This window comes from Novosphingobium sp. BL-A-41-Hi4A-0G (assembly GCF_055521735.1).
This window is the reverse complement of record NZ_CM145501.1, coordinates 3228224-3245037: the sequence shown is the minus strand read 5'-3', so window position 1 is coordinate 3245037 and position 16814 is coordinate 3228224. Positions and strand designations below refer to the sequence as shown.

Below are 16814 nucleotides of genomic sequence, written 5' to 3'. Positions count from 1 at the left end.
GGATGAGTTGCAATGCTGACATGGTTCGAACGTGATGCTCCTATCCGGCAGAAGTTCACGATACTCCTGATCGCCTACAGCACGCTGTCGAGCGTGGGGCTGATTGCAACCATCCTCGGGGTTTACAATCTGGCATCACCAACAGTGCCAATTGGCATTGCCCTGGCATCGCTCGTCGCAATCATCGTCACGACGCTGATCGCCAAGGAGCGCATCTGCACGCCCTATGTGAACACCGTGGTGCGGATGGAAGCGCTGGCCGCCGGGGATACCCGGAGCCAAATCCATCATACCGACCACCGAGATTGCGTGGGCCGGATGACCAAGGCCATGGCGATCTTCACGGAGAACGCCCTGCAGGTCGAAAGAGCGAAGGTCGCACAGGAGCAGGTCGTCTCGGCGCTCAAGACATCGCTGGGTGCACTTGCCGACAACAGGCTGAACTGCGCCATCGAGCAGCCTTTTCCCGGTGGTTACGAAGATCTCCGCCTCGACTTCAATCGCGCCGTCGATGCGCTGAGCAAGGCCATCAGCAGCGTCAACCACACCGCGCAGAGCGTCATGAACGGCTCTGAGGAGATCAACACGGCATCGGCCGATCTTGCCCGGCGGAACGAGAAGCAGGCTGCAAGCGTCGAGGAAACTTCGGCTGCGCTCAATCAGGTTACGCTCGGCGTCGAGGCCATGGCAAGATCGGCAGACGATGCGCAGAACTCGATTACGCGGACGCAGGTAGAGGCCAGCAACGGCGGCGCAGTCGTGGACAAGGCCGTCGATGCAATGGCCGCGATCGCCAAATCTGCCGATGAGATCAGCCAGATCATCGGGCTGATCGATGGCATTGCCTTCCAGACCAATCTGCTGGCCCTGAACGCCGGTGTCGAAGCGGCGCGGGCCGGCGATGCCGGAAAGGGTTTTGCCGTTGTCGCCACCGAAGTGCGGGCACTTGCCCAGCGCTCTGCCGACGCGGCACGCGATATTCGCACGCTGATCTCGACCTCGAGCGGACAGGTCGCCTCCGGCGTGAACCTGGTGGGGCAGACCGGCCTCGTCCTGACCGGAGTCCTCAATCGCGTAGGCGAGATCAACACCCTCGTCTCGGAGATTGCGGCCAGGGCGCAGGAGCAGGCCGTCAGCCTGCAGCAGATCAACACGGCGGTGGCAGAGGTGGACCGCGTCACCCAGCAGAACGCAGCCATGGTCGAGGAATCCACGGCGGCGGCACGATCATTGTCGCAAGAGGCCGCAGAACTCGTTGGCGTTGTACAACGGTTCGAGACAGGCAGGCGCGGTGCAACGCCGCTTCGCTCCGCAGCACCGGCCCCACAGCCGATCTACCAGAGCCGGGGCAATGCCGCGCTGAAGGCGGTTCCATCGCATGACTGGTCGGAGTTCTGAACAACCCCGGACGCGTCTTTGCTACTTCGCGAGCACCGTGATCTCGAGTCCGGCGGCATCGACGGCCAGCAGGCGATCGATGTTCGGATGCGCGCCGGGACGCGCCATGGCATCAGGCGTATGCTCGCCGAACACCGCCAGTCCATGCTTCGCCGCAGCTTCATCAAGCTTTCCGAAGCACAGCTTGAGATAGTTGTAGACCTTGAGCGAACCCTGCTTGCCCGGCTCGTTGGCAATGCTGGCGACAACGGCGCCTGTGGCATCGATCAGGTCGATGCGTGCAATGCCCTCGATCGAGGGCAGCAGGGCAAGGTTGTCCTTGAACGAGGCGGTAGGGTGAATCGGGGTCATTGCGGTCCTACGGGCATGTTGTCGATCAGGCGGGCCGCGCCGATGCGCGCGGCGACGAGCAGGCGGGCGGGTTGCCCGGCATAGTGTTCCAGCGCTTCGAGCGAGGCGGCGTCGCGCAAGTCGGCATAGTCGACCGAGGCAAAGCCGGTGGCGAGGATGTCTGCGTTCAGCGTGGCGAGCGTTTGCGCGACATCGGCACCACCTTCGATTGCGGCGATGGCACGGCGCATGGCAGCCGAAAGGCCTGCGGCCTGCGTGCGCTCGTCTTCCGTCAGGTACTGGTTGCGGCTGCTCATGGCGAGGCCGCTCGGCTCGCGCACAGTCTCGACGCCGATGATGTTCGAAACGTGGGGCTGGGTCAGGTCGAGGTCGCGCGCCATGCGGCGGATGATCGCGAGCTGCTGCCAGTCCTTCTCGCCGAACAGGGCAAAGTCGGGGCGGACCTGGTTGAACAGCTTGCACACCACGGTCGCCACGCCATCGAAATGGCCGGGGCGCGCGGCTCCGCAGGCGACTTCGCTCACGCCCGAGACGCTGATGTTGGTGGCGTAGCCGTCCGGATACATTTGATCGACTGTGGGGGCCCACAGGATGGCGACGCCCTCGGCCTCGAGCAGGGCAGCATCGGCGGCGAGGCGGCGCGGATAGGCGTCGAGATCCTCGTTCGGGCCGAACTGGCGCGGGTTGACGAAGATCGAGGCGACAACGTGATCGGCGCGTTGGCGGGCCTCACGTACCAGCGTCAGGTGGCCTTCGTGCAGCGCGCCCATGGTGGGGACGAAGGCAACGGTTTTTCCCCCGTTTTTGAGCGCGTCGACCGCTTTGCGCAGGTCTTCCAGCCGGTTGATCGTTTGCACCTTGGCAGCCACTCCCCTAAGTCTGACCGGACGGGCGATACGGGCGGCGAACGCCTCTCGCAAGCCTGACGCTGCAACAACCGAGAGAGATTCCAGCCTTGTCAAACGGCCCGCACCGCATTGTCTTCGCCAACGAAAAGGGCGGCACCGGCAAGTCCACCACGGCGGTGCACGTCGCCGTGGCGCTGGCCTATCAGGGCGCACGGGTGGCGACGATCGACCTCGACCATCGCCAGCGCACGATGCACCGCTATTTCGAAAACCGCGCCGAGACGATGAAGCGCCGCGAGATCGCGCTGCCGACGGCGACGTTCGAGGTGTTCGGCGGGGACAATGTCGAGGAACTGGACGCGCTGAGCGAGCGGCTGGCCGAAACCTGCGACTTCATCATCTACGATACGCCGGGGCGCGACGACGTAATGGCCCGCCACGTGGCAACGCGTGCGGATACGCTGGTCACGCCGCTCAACGACAGCTTCGTCGACTTCGACCTGATCGGGCAGGTGGACGCCGAGACCTTCAAGGTGCGCCGCCTGTCGTTCTATGCCGAGCTGATCTGGGAAGCGCGCAAGAAGCGGGCAATGGCGACGATAAAGGATTCGCGGCGCGAGATGGACTGGGTCGTGGTGCGCAACCGCACCGGCTATACCGAGGCCCGCAACCAGCGGCGTATCGACCAGGCACTGACCGAGCTGTCCAAGCGCGTGGGCTTTCGTGTGGCGAGCGGCCTTTCCGAACGCGTGATCTATCGCGAACTGTTCCCGAGCGGGCTGACCTTGCTCGACAAGGGGCATCTGGGCGAGCTGGGCACCAGCCATCTGGTGGCGCGGCAGGAACTGCGCACGCTGGTCATGGGGCTGAATCTGCCGGTGCCGGCCAAGGCTGCGCCCGAACCCAAGCTGGAAAGCGCGGCCTGATGATCAAGCTGCTCACGCTTGCCGCCCTTGTCAGCATTGCCTGCAAGCTGCTGTCAGGGCGCTGGCCGTGGGAACTGCTGCAAGGCGATCCGCGCGCGGCGAACGAGAAGCGGGCGCGCAACCTGCTCGGGATCGGCGCGCAGGCGGGCTATGACGAGGTGATCGAGGCGCACCGTCGGCTGATCCAGAAGGTCCATCCGGACCGGGGCGGCAGCAACGAGGCGGTGCATGAAGCCAACGCCGCACGCGACCTGCTGCTGGCACGGCTCTCGGACCGGCGCGGCAGCTGAGGCGGCGGGCAAATTGGCCCACGAGTTCCACCCCTCGATCCTGCGCGAATATGACATTCGCGGGGTGTTCGGCGAGACGCTGAGCGCAGACGATGCGCGGGCGGTTGGACGCAGCTTTGGCAGCGTGGTTAGAGCGCGTGGTGGATCGCGGGTCGCGGTGGGCTATGACGGGCGTGTCAGTTCGCCCGTGCTCGAACACGCGCTGGTCGAAGGGCTGACCGCCAGCGGCGTGGACGTGGTGCGGATCGGACTTGGCCCCAGCCCGATGCTCTATTTTGCGGCGACGCCTGCAGCGGGCGCCCTAACCCCAGAGGTGCAGGGCGGCGTTCACGTAACCGGCAGCCACAATCCCGCCAATCACAATGGCTTCAAGATGGTACTTGAAGGGGCTCCTTTCTTTGGCGGGGACATAGAGGATCTCGGGCGCATCGCCGGTGAAGGCCACTGGACGTCCGGCCGGGGCAGCATCGAGAACGCCGACATTGCCACCGCCTACGTCGATTGCCTGATCGGCGCCCTGGACGGGATCGATCCGGCTGCCCTCAGCCGCATGGGCATCGGCTGGGATGCCGGCAACGGTGCTGCCGGCCCCGTCATCGAGGCGCTGACGGCGCGACTGCCTGGACGGCATGTCCTTCTTTACACGAGCGTGGACGGCCATTTTCCCAACCATCATCCTGATCCGACTGTGGAATCCAATCTCGCCGATCTGAGAGCGGCTGTCGTGGCGGGAAACCTCGACTTTGGACTGGCCTTCGACGGAGATGGCGACAGGATCGGAGCGGTGGACGGCAAGGGCCGGGTGGTCTGGGCGGATCAGCTGCTGGCAATCTATGCGCAGGAACTGCTGCACGAGCAGCCAAACTCCACGATTATCGCGGATGTGAAGGCCAGTTCGACCCTGTTTGCGCGCATCGCCGAACTGGGCGGCGTGCCGCTGATGTGGAAGACCGGACACTCTCCGATCAAATCCAAAATGAAGGAAACAGGTTCACCACTGGCCGGGGAAATGAGCGGGCACGTGTTCTTTGCCGACAAGTACTTCGGCTATGACGACGCGCTCTATGCCGCCGTCCGCCTGATCGCGGCGACAGTCCGAATCGGACAGTCGCTTACGGATTTGCGTGATGCGATGCCGGAAATGGTCGCCACGCCCGAACTGCGCTTTGCCGTGGCGCGCGAACGCAAGGTGGCTGCGGTCGCGCAAGTATTGGCGGCGCTCAGGGGTGACGGGCGGCAAGTCAACGATACCGATGGCGTTCGCGTGGATACGCCGGACGGCTGGTGGCTGCTGCGATCCTCGAACACCGAGGACGTGCTGGTGGTGCGCGCCGAGGCCCGCGACGAGGACGGGCTCGACCGGCTCCTGGCCGAAGTCGATGCCCGCCTTGCCGCGGTGGGGATCAAGCGTCCGGCGTAACCGAGCGGTCGCCATTGCCCCAGCCGAGCGTTCCACCCTGCCCTTCGAGACCGCTGCCGGTCTTTACCCGAAGGTTGTTCTGCACGTGCTTCACGCCGCTGATCGCCTCGACGATGTCTTCGGCGCGGCGCTTGTCCATCCGGCTGGTGACAGTGCCCGAAAGAGTCACTTCGCCCTCGGTCACGGTGACCGATATCTGGCGAGCATCGATCCGGGAATCGTCGGTCAGGTGATCGTTGGCGTCCTCGCGAATGCGTTCGTCCGACCGCGTGTAATCGCTGGGGCCGCGCCCGCGATGGTCTTCCTCACGCCTTTCGAGCGCATCTTCGTCGCCGAACCAACCGCGCACCTCGTCGACAGCGCGGTCGAAGAAGCCGCGCGGATCGCGACCGGTATAGGCCCCGCTGCCGCTGTAGCCGTAAGACGAAGGATAACCGCCGCTGCTGCCGGTGCCGTAGGCGCCCTGTCCGGTCGGACCGTTCCAGGCCCGCCTTCCCTCGCCATAGTCTTCAGCGGTGAAGTAGTCTGCGGTGTCGCTTCCACCGAAGCCGATGTCGCGGTAACGCGGGCGACGCTGTGCGGCCGATTGCCCCGTACCGGCATAATTTCGGTCACCCACCTCCCAGTCATGCGTGCGGCGATCGCCGCGCATGTCGCGGCCCTGCCATTGCGACGGAGGATCGTTGCGCGGGGTGGCGGCGCCGGTCGAGCCCGAGCGGCTCCACTGGTCTCGATCCCGGTCGTTGCGATCAAGACGGTCGCGCGCAAACTCGGGCGCGAACTCGCCGGAATAGTCGCGGCTCGGCCGTCGCTCCTCGTCCTGCCAGCGGTCGCGCGAATTCCAGTCCGTGCCTTGGGCCATGGCTCTTCTCCATTCAAAATGATTGTCGTGAAGAGGAAACGGACCGGAGCGCTCCCTGCCCCCGCATCCTGACGCATCCAGCGGCCATCCCGTCGCGCGACAGGATGCAGCGCTTTGCGCTTGCCAAGCGCGCAAGGCCTGTCGCATCACGCCGCTTGACCAGAACGGGAAGACGAATGCTCATCGGGATCGATCTGGGGACCACCAACAGCGCGGTGGCCCTGTGGCAGGCAGACGACAATGGCGGGGGACAGGCGCAGCTGGTGCCCAATGCGCTGGGCGCACTGCTGACGCCTTCGGCCGTCTCGGTCCTGCCCGATGGCACGACGCTGGTCGGCGCCGCCGCGCTCGAGCGCGTGGGCCTGAAAGACGGGGCGACCGCGACCAGCTTCAAGCGTTACATGGGCACCGACCGCAAGGTGAAGCTGGGCAAGAAGGAGTTCTCCGCCGAGGATCTTTCCGCGCTGGTGCTGATGGCGCTGCGCGACGATGTGACCGCGCTGACCGGCACGCGCCCGACCGAAGCGGTGATCACGGTTCCTGCCTATTTCAACGACCGCCAGCGCAAGGCCACCCGGCGCGCGGGAGAGCTGGCGGGGCTGACCGTCCGCCGCCTGATCAACGAGCCGACCGCCGCCGCGCTCGCCTTCGGGCTGCAGGACAAGGAGCAGCGCGAGCCGTTTCTGGTGTTCGACCTTGGCGGCGGCACGTTCGACGTCTCCATCGTCGAGATGTTTGAAGGCATCGTCGAGGTGCGCGCCTCTGCAGGCGACAACCGGCTGGGCGGCGACGATTTCAACTCGGCACTGGCAACGGCGGTACGCGGGCGGCTCGATCCTGACGGGCTGCTCGGCAAGCTGGGCGAGCAACGCGCGCAGGCGCTGCTGCTGCAGGCCGCCGAGAAGGCCAAACGCGCCCTGAGCGAGGCGCAGGAGACCGAATTCGCGCTGACCGTGGACAACCAGCGACTTTCCACCACGGTCACCACCAGCGAGTTCGAAGCGCAGGCCGAAGGGCTGATCAAGCGCTTGCGCGATCCGGTGGTGCGCGCGCTGCGCGACAGCCAGATCGATGCGGCAAGCTTGAGCGAGGTCGTGCTCGTCGGCGGGGCGACGCGCATGCCGGTGGTGCGCAAGGCGATCACCCGGCTGTTCGGGCGCTTCCCCAATTCCTCGGTCCACCCCGACCATGCCGTGGCGCTGGGCGCGGCGATTCAGGGCGGGCTGATCGCGCGCGACGGGGGCCTTGAGGAAATCCGCATCACCGATGTCTGCCCGTTTACGCTCGGCATCGAGACTGCGGAGCATTCGGCGCGCGGCACGGTGCAGCAGGGCCTGTTCTCGCCGATCATCGAGCGCAATACCCCGGTCCCGGTCAGCCGCTCCGGGCTCTACAGCACGATGGCCGACAACCAGAAGCAGATCGAGGTGAAGATCTATCAGGGCGAGGCGCGCGAGGTTTCGGGCAATGTCCACCTCGGCCAGCTCAAGGTTCCCGTGCCGCCGCGTCCCGCAGGCGAAGTGTCGATCGACGTGCGCTTTTCCTACGACAGTTCGGGCCTGCTCGAGGTTGACGTGGAAGTGCCGCTGACCGGCGCGAAGCACAACCTGGTGATCATCGACGAGGAAGATCGCCGGGCCGCGAACGATCTGGAATCGCGGCGCAAGGCGCTGGCCGCGCTGAAGCATCACCCTCGCGAGGAAGCGGGCAATCAGGCGCTGCTCGCGCGGGCGGAGCGCTGCTACGAGGAGTTCCTCGGCGACATCCGCGCCGTAGTCGGCGACCGGACGCGCATGTTCGTGGCCGCGCTCGACAGCCAGGACCCCCGCCGGATCACCGATGCGGCGGCAGGGCTGACCGAACTGCTCGACATGCTCGAAGCGAACCCGCCGCTTTGACACCAACGACATGACACCGACCCAGGCCTGGAAAGTCCTCGGGATTGCCAAGACGCCCGAAGTGGCGGCGATCCGGCGTGCCTATGCCGAGCGCCTGAAGGCGATGGACGTCGACAAGGACGTCGATGGCTACGCCCGGTTACGCGAGGCGCGCGATGCGGCGCTGCGTTGGGCAAGGATGCAGGCCACCAAGCCCCCTGCCGAGGACGACTTCGATCCATTCGCGGGCGTGACTCCGCTTGAAGAACCGGAAGCTTCCACCGAGCCGGAACCTGAGCCTTCCAACTGGCTCTATGCCGCACCCGAGGCCAAGGGCGAATCCGACCCAAGTCTGACAACACGGCTTGGCGGTGCTGCGCCCAAGCTTGACGTGGTCAGCGGCTTCTCGGCGGCACAGGCCCCGGCAGATCAGGCCATCGCGGTGGCGCGCGATCCGTTTGCGCGCCCGGTGCTGCTGGGCCTTGAGGCGACATCGGATGCCGTAATGCCGGCATGGGCGCACGAACAGGCGCTCTATCGCCTGCTCCTCCCCGAAGCCCATGACGACGAGCTTCCCCCGCTGGAAGGCTGGGAGGAGGCGATGGCGCTGGGCCATCTGAAAGCCGTGCTGCGTCATGCCGAAACGGTCAGTGTGACCGCCTTCGACGAGATCGACAATTGGCTGGCGCGCATTCTCGCCGATGCCTGGCCGCGCTCGGCCCCGCTGCTCGAACCTGCTGCCGCGCTTTTCGGCTGGGAAAGCGAGCGCGGGCAGGTTTCCGAGCGGCCTGCGGTGGCTTTCCTCAACGCCCGCCTGCGAGGCCTGCGCTTCCGCGAGAAGGTGGAAGACCCCAAGCACCCGCTGCACAAGGCGTGGAGGGAACTGACCACGCCCGCGCAACAGGGCAGCCGCCGCGGCTGGTTCGTCAAGCGCGCGGAAGTGGAGCAGTTGCTCGAAGGAATACGGCGCAACTTTCCCGAACTGGAGCACCACTTCGATCCCTGGCGGGTCGCGCTGTGGGAGAAGTCGTCGGGCGGCAACGTCGGGCAAGGCTGGTTCAGCAACGGGCGGCTGATAATCTTCGGCGTGATCCTGCTGGTGCAGGTGCTGCGCTTTGCCTTCAGCGACAGTGACCGGAACAACGCGCCGCCGCCGGTGCCACCGATCGAGCTGTCCGCTGCCGATACGGCACGCGAGCAGGAGATCATCAACCGCGCAGTGACGACGGTGTTCGGGCCGGAGATCACGTTTGACGGGTTGCAATCGCTGCAGCCCGATCTCGCCGCGCTGTTCAGCGCCAACCGCACCATCGCGCGCAGCGACGGCAGCAGCGACGAGGTCTATGTCTCCAAGGTCCACGATCTGGTGCGCGAGCGCATGTACATGACCGCTCTGGTCGAGAAGGGCCAGCTTCTGGCCGACGTGCAGCGCATTCGCGCCGATATCCTGCGGGCGGCGCGCAAGGCAGGGGCGGCGCAATGCATGGCTTTCGTGCGGACGCGCAGGCTGGCGCCTGAAGTGTCGATACCTGTGGCGCTGCAGTTGCGTGAGCGGGATCTGGCAACGCGCATGCTCGATGCGCGCCAGCTCGGGCCACCAAAACGGATCGCGCCAGGAACGGCGAGCGTGCCGGGAGCGCTGGTCGAAAAGGTCATGACCGCCACCGGCCTTCCGGACAAGCGCGTGAGCCAGGCGATGGGCAACAAGGGATCGGACGCCGACCAATGCGCCGTGACCATTGCCCTGCTCGACGCGACCCTTGCGTGGAAGGGATCGGCCAAGGAGCGCGAGGCAATCCTTTCGGTTCTTTGAGGCGATCCCTATCTTGAGGGTGATGACGTTGCCCGCCTCCATCACCGACTGGTTCACCGCTCGCGGCTGGCGCGTGCGGCGGCATCAGAGCGAGATGCTTGAGGCCGCGCGCGAGGGGCAGCATGCGCTGCTGGTAGCCGATACGGGTGCGGGCAAGACGCTGGCGGGGTTCCTGCCGACTCTGGCAGACTTTGCGGGTGACGATCCACCGGAAGACGGGCTGCACACCCTCTACGTATCTCCGCTGAAAGCGCTGGCGCATGATGTGCAGCGCAACCTGCTCACGCCGATTGGCGAGATCGGGCTGAATGTCCGGGTCGAGACGCGCAGCGGCGATACGCCGTCCGACCGCAAGGCGAGGCAGCGGGCGAGGCCGCCGCATGTGCTGCTGACCACGCCTGAATCGCTTTCGCTGCTGCTGAGCTATCCGGAAGCTGCGACGATGTTTGCCGGGTTGAAGCGGGTGATCGTGGACGAGGTGCATGCCTTTGCCACGGGCAAGCGCGGCGATCTGCTGGCGCTGTCGCTGGCGCGTTTGCAGGCGCTTGCGCCAGACATGCGACGCGTGGCGCTTTCGGCGACGGTGGCCGATCCGCAGGACTTCTGCGCCTGGCTCGCGCCCGATGGCGATGCCGCTTCGGTGCGGTTGGTGGAGGGGGAGGAAGGCGTGAAGCCCGAGCTTTCCATCATGAACCCCGAGGACCAGCGTGTGCCCTGGGGCGGCCATGCAGCGGCATGGGCGGTGCCGCAGCTCTATGACGAGATCCGCCGCAACAGGACCACGCTGATCTTCACAAACACGCGGTTTCTGGCGGAATACATCTTCCAGCTGCTGTGGGACGTGAACGACGATCACCTGCCCATCGGCATCCACCATGGCTCGCTGTCCAAGGAAGCGCGGCGCAAGGTGGAAGGGGCGATGGCGCGGGGGGAATTGCGCGCTCTGGTCTGCACTGCCAGCCTCGACCTCGGTGTCGATTGGGGTGACATCGATCTGGTGGTGCAGATGGGCGCGCCCAAGGGCTCCTCGCGCCTGTTGCAGCGGATCGGGCGGGCCAACCACAGGCTCGACTGCCCAAGCCGCGCGTTACTGGCTCCCGGCAACCGTTTCGAGTTTCTCGAGGCCTTTGCCGCACAGGAAGCGGTGCATGAGGGCAAGCGCGATGGCGAGGACTTCCGCCCCGGCGGCCTCGACGTGCTGGCACAACACGTGATGGCCTGCGCCTGCGCGGGTCCGTTTGACGAAGACGCGCTCTATGCCGAGGTGCGTTCGGCCCATCCCTATCGCTGGATTGACGAGGCGCAGTGGCAGCGGGTCTTGGCGTTCGTCGCGACGGGCGGGTACGCGCTTAGGGCCTACGACCGGTTCAAACGCATCGTGCGGGACCGCAACGGCACCTGGCGGCTGACCCATCCCGAACATGCTGCACGGTTCCGGCTGAACGCGGGGATCATCGTCGATTCCGAAATGCTCGAGGTGCGATTCCGCAACGGCCGCTCGCTGGGCAAGGTGGAGGAAAGCTTCGGCGCGACGCTCTCGCCGGGCGACACGATCCGCTTTGCCGGCATGGACCTTGAGGTCGAAGGCGTGCGCGATCTGGAGCTGATCGTGCGGGCGGCGAAGAAGCCGGGGCAGATCCCGAGCTATATGGGCGCACGCCTGCCGCTGACGACGCACCTTTCGGACCGGGTACGGGGCCTGCTGGTGGACCGCGCGGGCTGGTCGCGCTTTCCCGATGACGTGCGCGAGTGGCTGGAAATGCAGGACTGGCGCAGCAGGTTGCCGGGGCCGGGAATGCTGCTGGCGGAGAGTTTTCCGTATCAGAACAAGCACTACACCGTCTATTACACCTTCGAGGGGTGGAACGCGAACCAGTCGCTCGGCATGCTGATCACGCGGCGGATGAACGAGCGCGGGCTGGTGCCGCTGGGGTTCGTGGCAAACGACTATTCGCTCGCCGTGTGGAGCGCGCGGCCGGTGGAGGACCCGGCGCCGCTGCTTTCGCCCGATATTCTGGCGCATGAGTTCGTGGAATGGGTGCAGGAATCGCACCTCCTGCGCCGCGCCTTCCGCGAGGTGGCTGTGATTTCCGGGCTGGTCGAGCGGCAGCATCCGGGCAAGCGCAAATCGGGCAAGCAGGTGACCTTCTCGACCGACCTGATCTACGACGTGTTGCGCAAGTACGAACCGGACCACCTGCTGATCGAAGCCGCATGGGCCGATGCGCGGGCGCGGATGACTGATGTCGGCCGTCTGGGGGATTTGCTCGACCGGGCACAGGAGCAGCTGGTCCACGTGGAGCTGGACCGCGTCAGTCCACTGGCGGTGCCGGTGCTGGTGATGATCGGGCGCGAGACGACGCCAGCGGGCGCTGCTGATGACGAACTGCTGATCGAGGCCGAGAGTCTTGCATCGGCGGCGATGCGGGCGGACTAAAACTATCCCACATTTCCGTCATCCCGGCGCAGGCCGGGATCCATGACCATGTAACGAGAGCATATGGGCCCCGGCCTTCGCCGGGGTGACGGTTGATAATGCTGTCTTTTTCTTCGTCACCCCGGGCTCGACCCGGGGTCCCGCTTCAATTCAGTTCGTCTCGCGCGTTAGCCGGTCGGCCAGTTCGGCAATCTCCGAAGGATCGAGCAGCCACGTGCGCGTCGCCCGGCCTTCGCGATGGATCGGCTTGGTCAGCAGGACGCGCGCATTGTCGCGCGCATGGGGCTTGTAGAGGCCATAGTGCAGCGCGCAGTCGCGGATCGTGCCGATGATCGGGGCGCGACCTTCAAGGTCGATCATCGTGGCGGGCTGATCCCACGGGATATCGTCGGTAAACGCCATCCTCAAACGTCCAGATTGGCCACGTTCAGCGCATTTTCCTGAATGAATTCGCGGCGCGGTTCGACGATGTCGCCCATCAGGCGGGTGAAGATTTCGTCGGTAATGTCGGCGTCCTCGACCTTCACCTGCAGCAGCGAGCGGTTGTCGGGATCGAGCGTGGTTTCCCAGAGTTGCTCGGCGTTCATTTCGCCAAGACCCTTGTAGCGCTGGATCGACAGGCCCTTGCGGCCACCGGCGAAGACCGCGTCGAGCAGTTCCGAAGGCCGGGTGATCGCATCCTTGACCTTGGCGGCAGGGGCGGCTGCGGGAGCATCCTCTTCCCCTTCGGCCACAGCCACGGGCTCGGCATCGACCGGCGCGGAGCTGGCGCGGACCAGACGGGCCATACCGGCATAGACTTCGGCGTTTTCGGCGGCGAGCTTGGCGAGCTTGCGCGCTTCGGCACTGACGAGGAACCCGGCTTCGATCACGTGATGATCGGTCACCCCGCGCCACACGCGCTTGACGTGGTAGCCGCCTTCTTCGGCAAGCTCGACGGTCCAGCGCGCTTCGCCATCGCCGCGGTTCAGCCAGTCGGCGGCGCGGGCCAGCGCCGCATCGCGCTCGGCCCCGGCAATGGCGTGCTCGAGCGAGCCGGACAGGGCCAGCGCTTCGATGATCGCCGGATTGTAGCGGCGTGGCACGAAAGCCATCAGGTTGCGCAGGCGCAGCGCGTGTTCGACCAGTGCTTCCAGATCGGGACCGCTGCGCGCGCCGCCGGTGGTTTCCAGCACGCGCCCGGAAAGGCCGGCTTCGACGAGGTAACGATCGAGCGCGGCGTTGTCCTTGAGGTAGACCTCGCTGCGGCCCTTGGCGACCTTGTAGAGCGGTGGCTGGGCGATGAAGAGATGGCCGGCCTTGATGATATCGGGCATCTGGCGGTGGAAGAACGTCAGCAGCAGCGTGCGGATATGCGCGCCGTCGACGTCGGCGTCGGTCATGATCACGATCTTGTGATAGCGCAGCTTTTCGAGGTTGAACTCGTCGCGCAGGCCGGTACCCATCGCCTGAATCAGCGTGCCGACTTCCTTCGAACCGATGATCCGATCGAAGCGGGCGCGCTCGACGTTGAGGATCTTGCCCTTGAGCGGCAGGATCGCCTGCGTCTTGCGGTCACGCCCCTGCTTGGCGCTGCCGCCTGCCGAGTCACCCTCGACCAGGAACAGTTCGCACTTGGCGGGATCGCGTTCCTGACAATCAGCGAGCTTGCCCGGCAGCGAGGCGATGTCCATCGCGCCCTTGCGGCGGGTCAATTCGCGGGCGCGCTTGGCCGCTTCGCGTGCGGCGGCGGCATCGATCACCTTCTGGATGATCGCCTTGCCGTGCGCGGGATTTTCCTCAAGCCATTCGGCCATCTTGTCGGCCATCAGGCTTTCGAGCGGCTGGCGCACTTCGGAGGAGACCAGCTTGTCCTTGGTCTGCGAGGAGAACTTCGGGTCAGGCAGCTTGACCGAGACGATGGCGGTCAAGCCCTCGCGCATGTCGTCACCGGTAAGGGTGACCTTCTCCTTCTTGAGCATGCCCGAACGCTCGGCATAGCCGTTCAGCGTACGGGTCAGCGCCGCGCGGAATGCAGCCAGGTGTGTGCCGCCATCGCGCTGCGGGATGTTGTTGGTGAAGCACAGCACGTTTTCGTAGTAGCTGTCGTTCCATTCCAGCGCGACGTCGATGCCGATGCCATCGCGATTGGCCGAAATCGCCACCGGTTCGGGCATCAGCGCCTGCTTGTTGCGATCGAGGTACTTCACGAAGGCCGCGATGCCGCCGACGTAGTAGAGATCGTGCTCCTTGACCTCCTCGTGGCGCTTGTCGCGAAGCAGGATGCGCACTCCCGAGTTGAGGAAGGCGAGTTCCCGGTAGCGGTGCTCAAGCTTGTCGAAATCGAACTCGAGCACGTTCTTGAAGGTGTCGTGGCTGGCCTGGAAGGTCACGCGGGTGCCCTTCTTGCCTTCAGGAGCGGGCCCACGCACTTCGAGCGGCGCAACGGCATCGCCGTGCGCGAACTTCATCCAGTGCTCCTTGCCGTCGCGCCAGATGGTCAGCTCCAGCCATTCGGACAGGGCGTTGACCACCGAGACGCCGACGCCGTGCAGACCGCCCGAAACCTTGTAGGCGTTGTCGTCAGACGTGTTCTCGAACTTCCCGCCCGCATGGAGCTGGGTCATGATCACTTCGGCGGCCGAGACGCCCTCTTCGGCGTGAATGTCGGTCGGGATGCCGCGGCCGTTGTCCTCGACCGAGACCGAGCCATCGGGGTTTAGTTCGATCAGCACCAGATCGCAGTGCCCGGCCAGCGCCTCGTCAATCGCGTTGTCCGAAACCTCGAACACCATGTGGTGCAGCCCCGAGCCGTCGTCGGTATCGCCGATGTACATGCCGGGGCGCTTGCGGACCGCGTCGAGGCCCTTGAGAACCTTGATGGAATCGGCGCCATAGGCGTTGGTGTTCGGGGTGTTTTCGTTGGTGCTGGCCATAGTTTGCACATAGGCACGAAAGGGCAAAAACCCAAGCGAATCCGCCCTGTTTTACACAGCGACGGGCGTGAAATCGTCGACTTCGGAGCGAGCACGGCACAAGGCTGTATGCAAGGGCGCGCAATCTTGCTGATATGCCTCTTTCGGGGCCTCACGCTGCCCCGCCGACAGGGGTTCCACAATGCGCAAGATTCTCGCCCTCGGGGTCGCCACCGGCCTCCTTTCCACCCCCGCACTGGCGGCTGAGAACGCGCTCCGGCCGGACCAGCTGGCCTATCGCGAGCTGCTCAAGGAAATGGTCGAGACCGACACTTCGATCACCACCGGAAGCTGCACCGCGCTCGCCGACAAGATCGAGGGCCACTTGCGCAAGGCCGGTTTCACCGATGCCGAAATCCATCGCTTCGCCGTGCCCGAAGCGCCCAGGGAAGGCGGGATCGTGGCGATCCTTCCGGGCACTTCGAAGACCGCCAAGCCGATCCTCCTCCTCGGCCACCTCGACGTGGTCGTCGCCAAGCGCGAGGACTGGACCCGCGATCCCTACACCTTCATCGAGGAAGGCGGCTATTTCTACGGGCGCGGCGTGGCCGACATGAAGGCGCTGGACGCGATCTGGGTCGACATGTTCATGACCCTGCGCAAGGCAGGCCAGAAGCCCAAGCGCACGCTCAAGCTGGCGCTGACCTGCGGCGAGGAAACCAGCACCGCGTTCAACGGGGTGAAATGGCTGACCGAGAACCGCAAGGACCTCATCGCCGCCGAATTTGCGCTCAACGAAGGCGGCTCCGGCCGGACCGACAAGCGCCTCGACCAAGGCGGCAAGGTCGTCGTCCAGACCATTCATGTGGGCGAGAAGACGCCGGTCAACTACCGCATCGAAGCCACCAACCCCGGCGGGCACAGCTCGACCCCGGTGCGCGACAATGCGATCTATGAACTCGCCGACGCGCTGGTGCGCATTCGCAACTTCGAATTCCCGCTGATGCTCAACGATACGACCCGTGCCTTCTTTTCCAAGGCCGGAGCGGCGCGCGGCGACGACATGGGCAAGGCCATGGTCACCATCGCCGCCAACCCGCAGGACAAGGCGGCAGAAGCCCTGCTCAACACCGACCGTTCGTTCCACTCGATGCTGCGCACGACTTGCGTCGCCACGTTGCTCGACGGGGGCCACGCAAACAACGCCCTGCCCCAGCGTGCCGGCAGCAACATCAACTGCCGCATCTTCCCCGGCGTCTCGGCGGAAGCGGTGCGCAAGACGCTCGAGGAGGTCATCGCCGATCCGCGCATGACCGTGGCCCGCACCGACAATCGCGGGCCCGATGCCGTGGCGCCGCCGCTTGATCCGAAGATTACCGGGCCTGCCGAGAAGCTGGTGGCGAAGTACTATCCCGGCGTGCCGATGGTGCCGATGATGTCGACCGGCGCCACCGACGGCGTCTTTCTCGGAGCGATTGGCATCCCCAGCTATGGCCCGCCGGGACTGTTCGGCGATCCTGACGGCAACGGGACGCATGGCCTCAACGAACGCCTCGCGGTGAGTTCGGCCATGACCGGTCGGGACCTGCTGAACGAACTGGTGCGCGCTTACGCGTTCTGAAACAACGTCCTGTGGAAACCCTGCGCGAGAGCCTCTTGACGGCAGACTCGCGCAGGTGTCTCTTGGGCCCATGCGTA

Annotated in this window: 13 protein-coding genes; 8 read left to right on the top strand and 5 right to left on the bottom strand. The window is 65.5% G+C overall.

What is annotated here, in order from left to right; genetic code table 11:
- The first annotated feature begins 12 nt into the window (after positions 1–12).
- Positions 13–1398: a methyl-accepting chemotaxis protein gene (locus ACZ1JX_RS15700; protein ID WP_465124446.1), complete on the top strand. Its 1386-nt coding sequence runs from the start codon at positions 13–15 to the stop codon at positions 1396–1398.
- A 21-nt stretch (positions 1399–1419) separates the two neighbouring features.
- On the opposite strand, the gene ACZ1JX_RS15695 is transcribed toward ACZ1JX_RS15700, so the two are convergent.
- Both ACZ1JX_RS15695 and panC read right to left on the bottom strand, forming a co-directional pair.
- Entirely contained in the window at positions 1420–1749 is a 330-nt protein-coding gene (locus tag ACZ1JX_RS15695) for a DUF2322 family protein (protein ID WP_465124445.1), read from the bottom strand.
- On the bottom strand, positions 1746–2606 hold the full coding sequence (gene panC / locus ACZ1JX_RS15690) for a pantoate--beta-alanine ligase (protein WP_465124444.1): 861 nt from the start codon (positions 2604–2606) through the stop codon (positions 1746–1748). The genes ACZ1JX_RS15695 and panC overlap by 4 nt, the downstream gene beginning before the upstream one ends.
- Before the next feature lie 98 nt (positions 2607–2704).
- Between panC and ACZ1JX_RS15685 the strand changes: the two genes are divergently transcribed.
- From ACZ1JX_RS15685 to pgmG, 3 genes are read left to right on the top strand one after another with little or no spacing between them, the layout of a single operon-like run.
- Positions 2705–3523 (top strand): division plane positioning ATPase MipZ, encoded by an 819-nt coding sequence (locus ACZ1JX_RS15685; RefSeq protein ID WP_465124443.1) that lies wholly within the window; start codon positions 2705–2707, stop codon positions 3521–3523.
- Complete coding sequence (locus ACZ1JX_RS15680) at positions 3523–3813, top strand: J domain-containing protein (RefSeq protein WP_465124442.1); 291 nt, start codon at positions 3523–3525, stop codon at positions 3811–3813. Before ACZ1JX_RS15685 ends, ACZ1JX_RS15680 begins: the two co-directional genes overlap by 1 nt.
- A gap of 13 nt (positions 3814–3826) precedes the next feature.
- Positions 3827–5233, top strand: coding sequence for a phosphoglucomutase/phosphomannomutase PgmG (gene pgmG / locus ACZ1JX_RS15675; RefSeq protein WP_465126437.1), 1407 nt, complete (start codon positions 3827–3829; stop codon positions 5231–5233).
- Here pgmG and ACZ1JX_RS15670 read toward each other — a convergent pair.
- Positions 5217–6095, bottom strand: a complete 879-nt coding sequence (locus tag ACZ1JX_RS15670; protein ID WP_465124441.1) for a BON domain-containing protein — start codon at positions 6093–6095, stop codon at positions 5217–5219. The two genes, pgmG and ACZ1JX_RS15670, sit on opposite strands and share 17 nt — an antisense overlap.
- A gap of 176 nt (positions 6096–6271) precedes the next feature.
- On the opposite strand from ACZ1JX_RS15670, the gene ACZ1JX_RS15665 reads away from it, so the two are divergent.
- From ACZ1JX_RS15665 to ACZ1JX_RS15655, 3 genes are read left to right on the top strand one after another with little or no spacing between them, the layout of a single operon-like run.
- Entirely contained in the window at positions 6272–7993 is a 1722-nt protein-coding gene (locus ACZ1JX_RS15665) for an Hsp70 family protein (protein ID WP_465124440.1), read from the top strand.
- 10 nt (positions 7994–8003) lie between these two features.
- Positions 8004–9785, top strand: coding sequence for a hypothetical protein (locus ACZ1JX_RS15660; RefSeq protein WP_465124439.1), 1782 nt, complete (start codon positions 8004–8006; stop codon positions 9783–9785).
- A 22-nt stretch (positions 9786–9807) separates the two neighbouring features.
- The gene (locus ACZ1JX_RS15655) at positions 9808–12222 is read left to right on the top strand and encodes a ligase-associated DNA damage response DEXH box helicase (RefSeq protein WP_465124438.1); all 2415 of its coding nucleotides are present in this window, start codon (positions 9808–9810) and stop codon (positions 12220–12222) included.
- Positions 12223–12372: 150 nt separating this feature from the next.
- Here ACZ1JX_RS15655 and ACZ1JX_RS15650 read toward each other — a convergent pair whose 3' ends face one another.
- Positions 12373–12624 (bottom strand): hypothetical protein, encoded by a 252-nt coding sequence (locus ACZ1JX_RS15650; RefSeq protein WP_465124437.1) that lies wholly within the window; start codon positions 12622–12624, stop codon positions 12373–12375.
- A gap of 2 nt (positions 12625–12626) precedes the next feature.
- Positions 12627–15137: a DNA topoisomerase (ATP-hydrolyzing) subunit B gene (gene gyrB / locus ACZ1JX_RS15645; protein ID WP_465124436.1), complete on the bottom strand. Its 2511-nt coding sequence runs from the start codon at positions 15135–15137 to the stop codon at positions 12627–12629.
- Positions 15138–15318: 181 nt separating this feature from the next.
- Here gyrB and ACZ1JX_RS15640 point away from each other — a divergent pair, with 181 nt between their 5' ends.
- On the top strand, positions 15319–16737 hold the full coding sequence (locus ACZ1JX_RS15640) for a M20/M25/M40 family metallo-hydrolase (protein WP_465124435.1): 1419 nt from the start codon (positions 15319–15321) through the stop codon (positions 16735–16737).
- The last annotated feature ends 77 nt before the right edge of the window (positions 16738–16814 follow it).

What these genes read in the sequence shown, in the direction of transcription:
- gyrB (WP_465124436.1), bottom strand. Translation starts at nt 15,137, where the DNA reads ATGGCCAGCACCAACGAAAACACCCCGAACACCAACGCCTATGGCGCC.
- ACZ1JX_RS15670 (WP_465124441.1), bottom strand. Translation starts at nt 6,095, where the DNA reads ATGGCCCAAGGCACGGACTGGAATTCGCGCGACCGCTGGCAGGACGAG.
- ACZ1JX_RS15695 (WP_465124445.1), bottom strand. Translation starts at nt 1,749, where the DNA reads ATGACCCCGATTCACCCTACCGCCTCGTTCAAGGACAACCTTGCCCTG.
- ACZ1JX_RS15640 (WP_465124435.1), top strand. Translation starts at nt 15,319, where the DNA reads ATGCGCAAGATTCTCGCCCTCGGGGTCGCCACCGGCCTCCTTTCCACC.
- ACZ1JX_RS15650 (WP_465124437.1), bottom strand. Translation starts at nt 12,624, where the DNA reads ATGGCGTTTACCGACGATATCCCGTGGGATCAGCCCGCCACGATGATC.
- ACZ1JX_RS15665 (WP_465124440.1), top strand. Translation starts at nt 6,272, where the DNA reads ATGCTCATCGGGATCGATCTGGGGACCACCAACAGCGCGGTGGCCCTG.
- ACZ1JX_RS15660 (WP_465124439.1), top strand. Translation starts at nt 8,004, where the DNA reads ATGACACCGACCCAGGCCTGGAAAGTCCTCGGGATTGCCAAGACGCCC.
- ACZ1JX_RS15655 (WP_465124438.1), top strand. Translation starts at nt 9,808, where the DNA reads ATGACGTTGCCCGCCTCCATCACCGACTGGTTCACCGCTCGCGGCTGG.
- ACZ1JX_RS15680 (WP_465124442.1), top strand. Translation starts at nt 3,523, where the DNA reads ATGATCAAGCTGCTCACGCTTGCCGCCCTTGTCAGCATTGCCTGCAAG.
- ACZ1JX_RS15700 (WP_465124446.1), top strand. Translation starts at nt 13, where the DNA reads ATGCTGACATGGTTCGAACGTGATGCTCCTATCCGGCAGAAGTTCACG.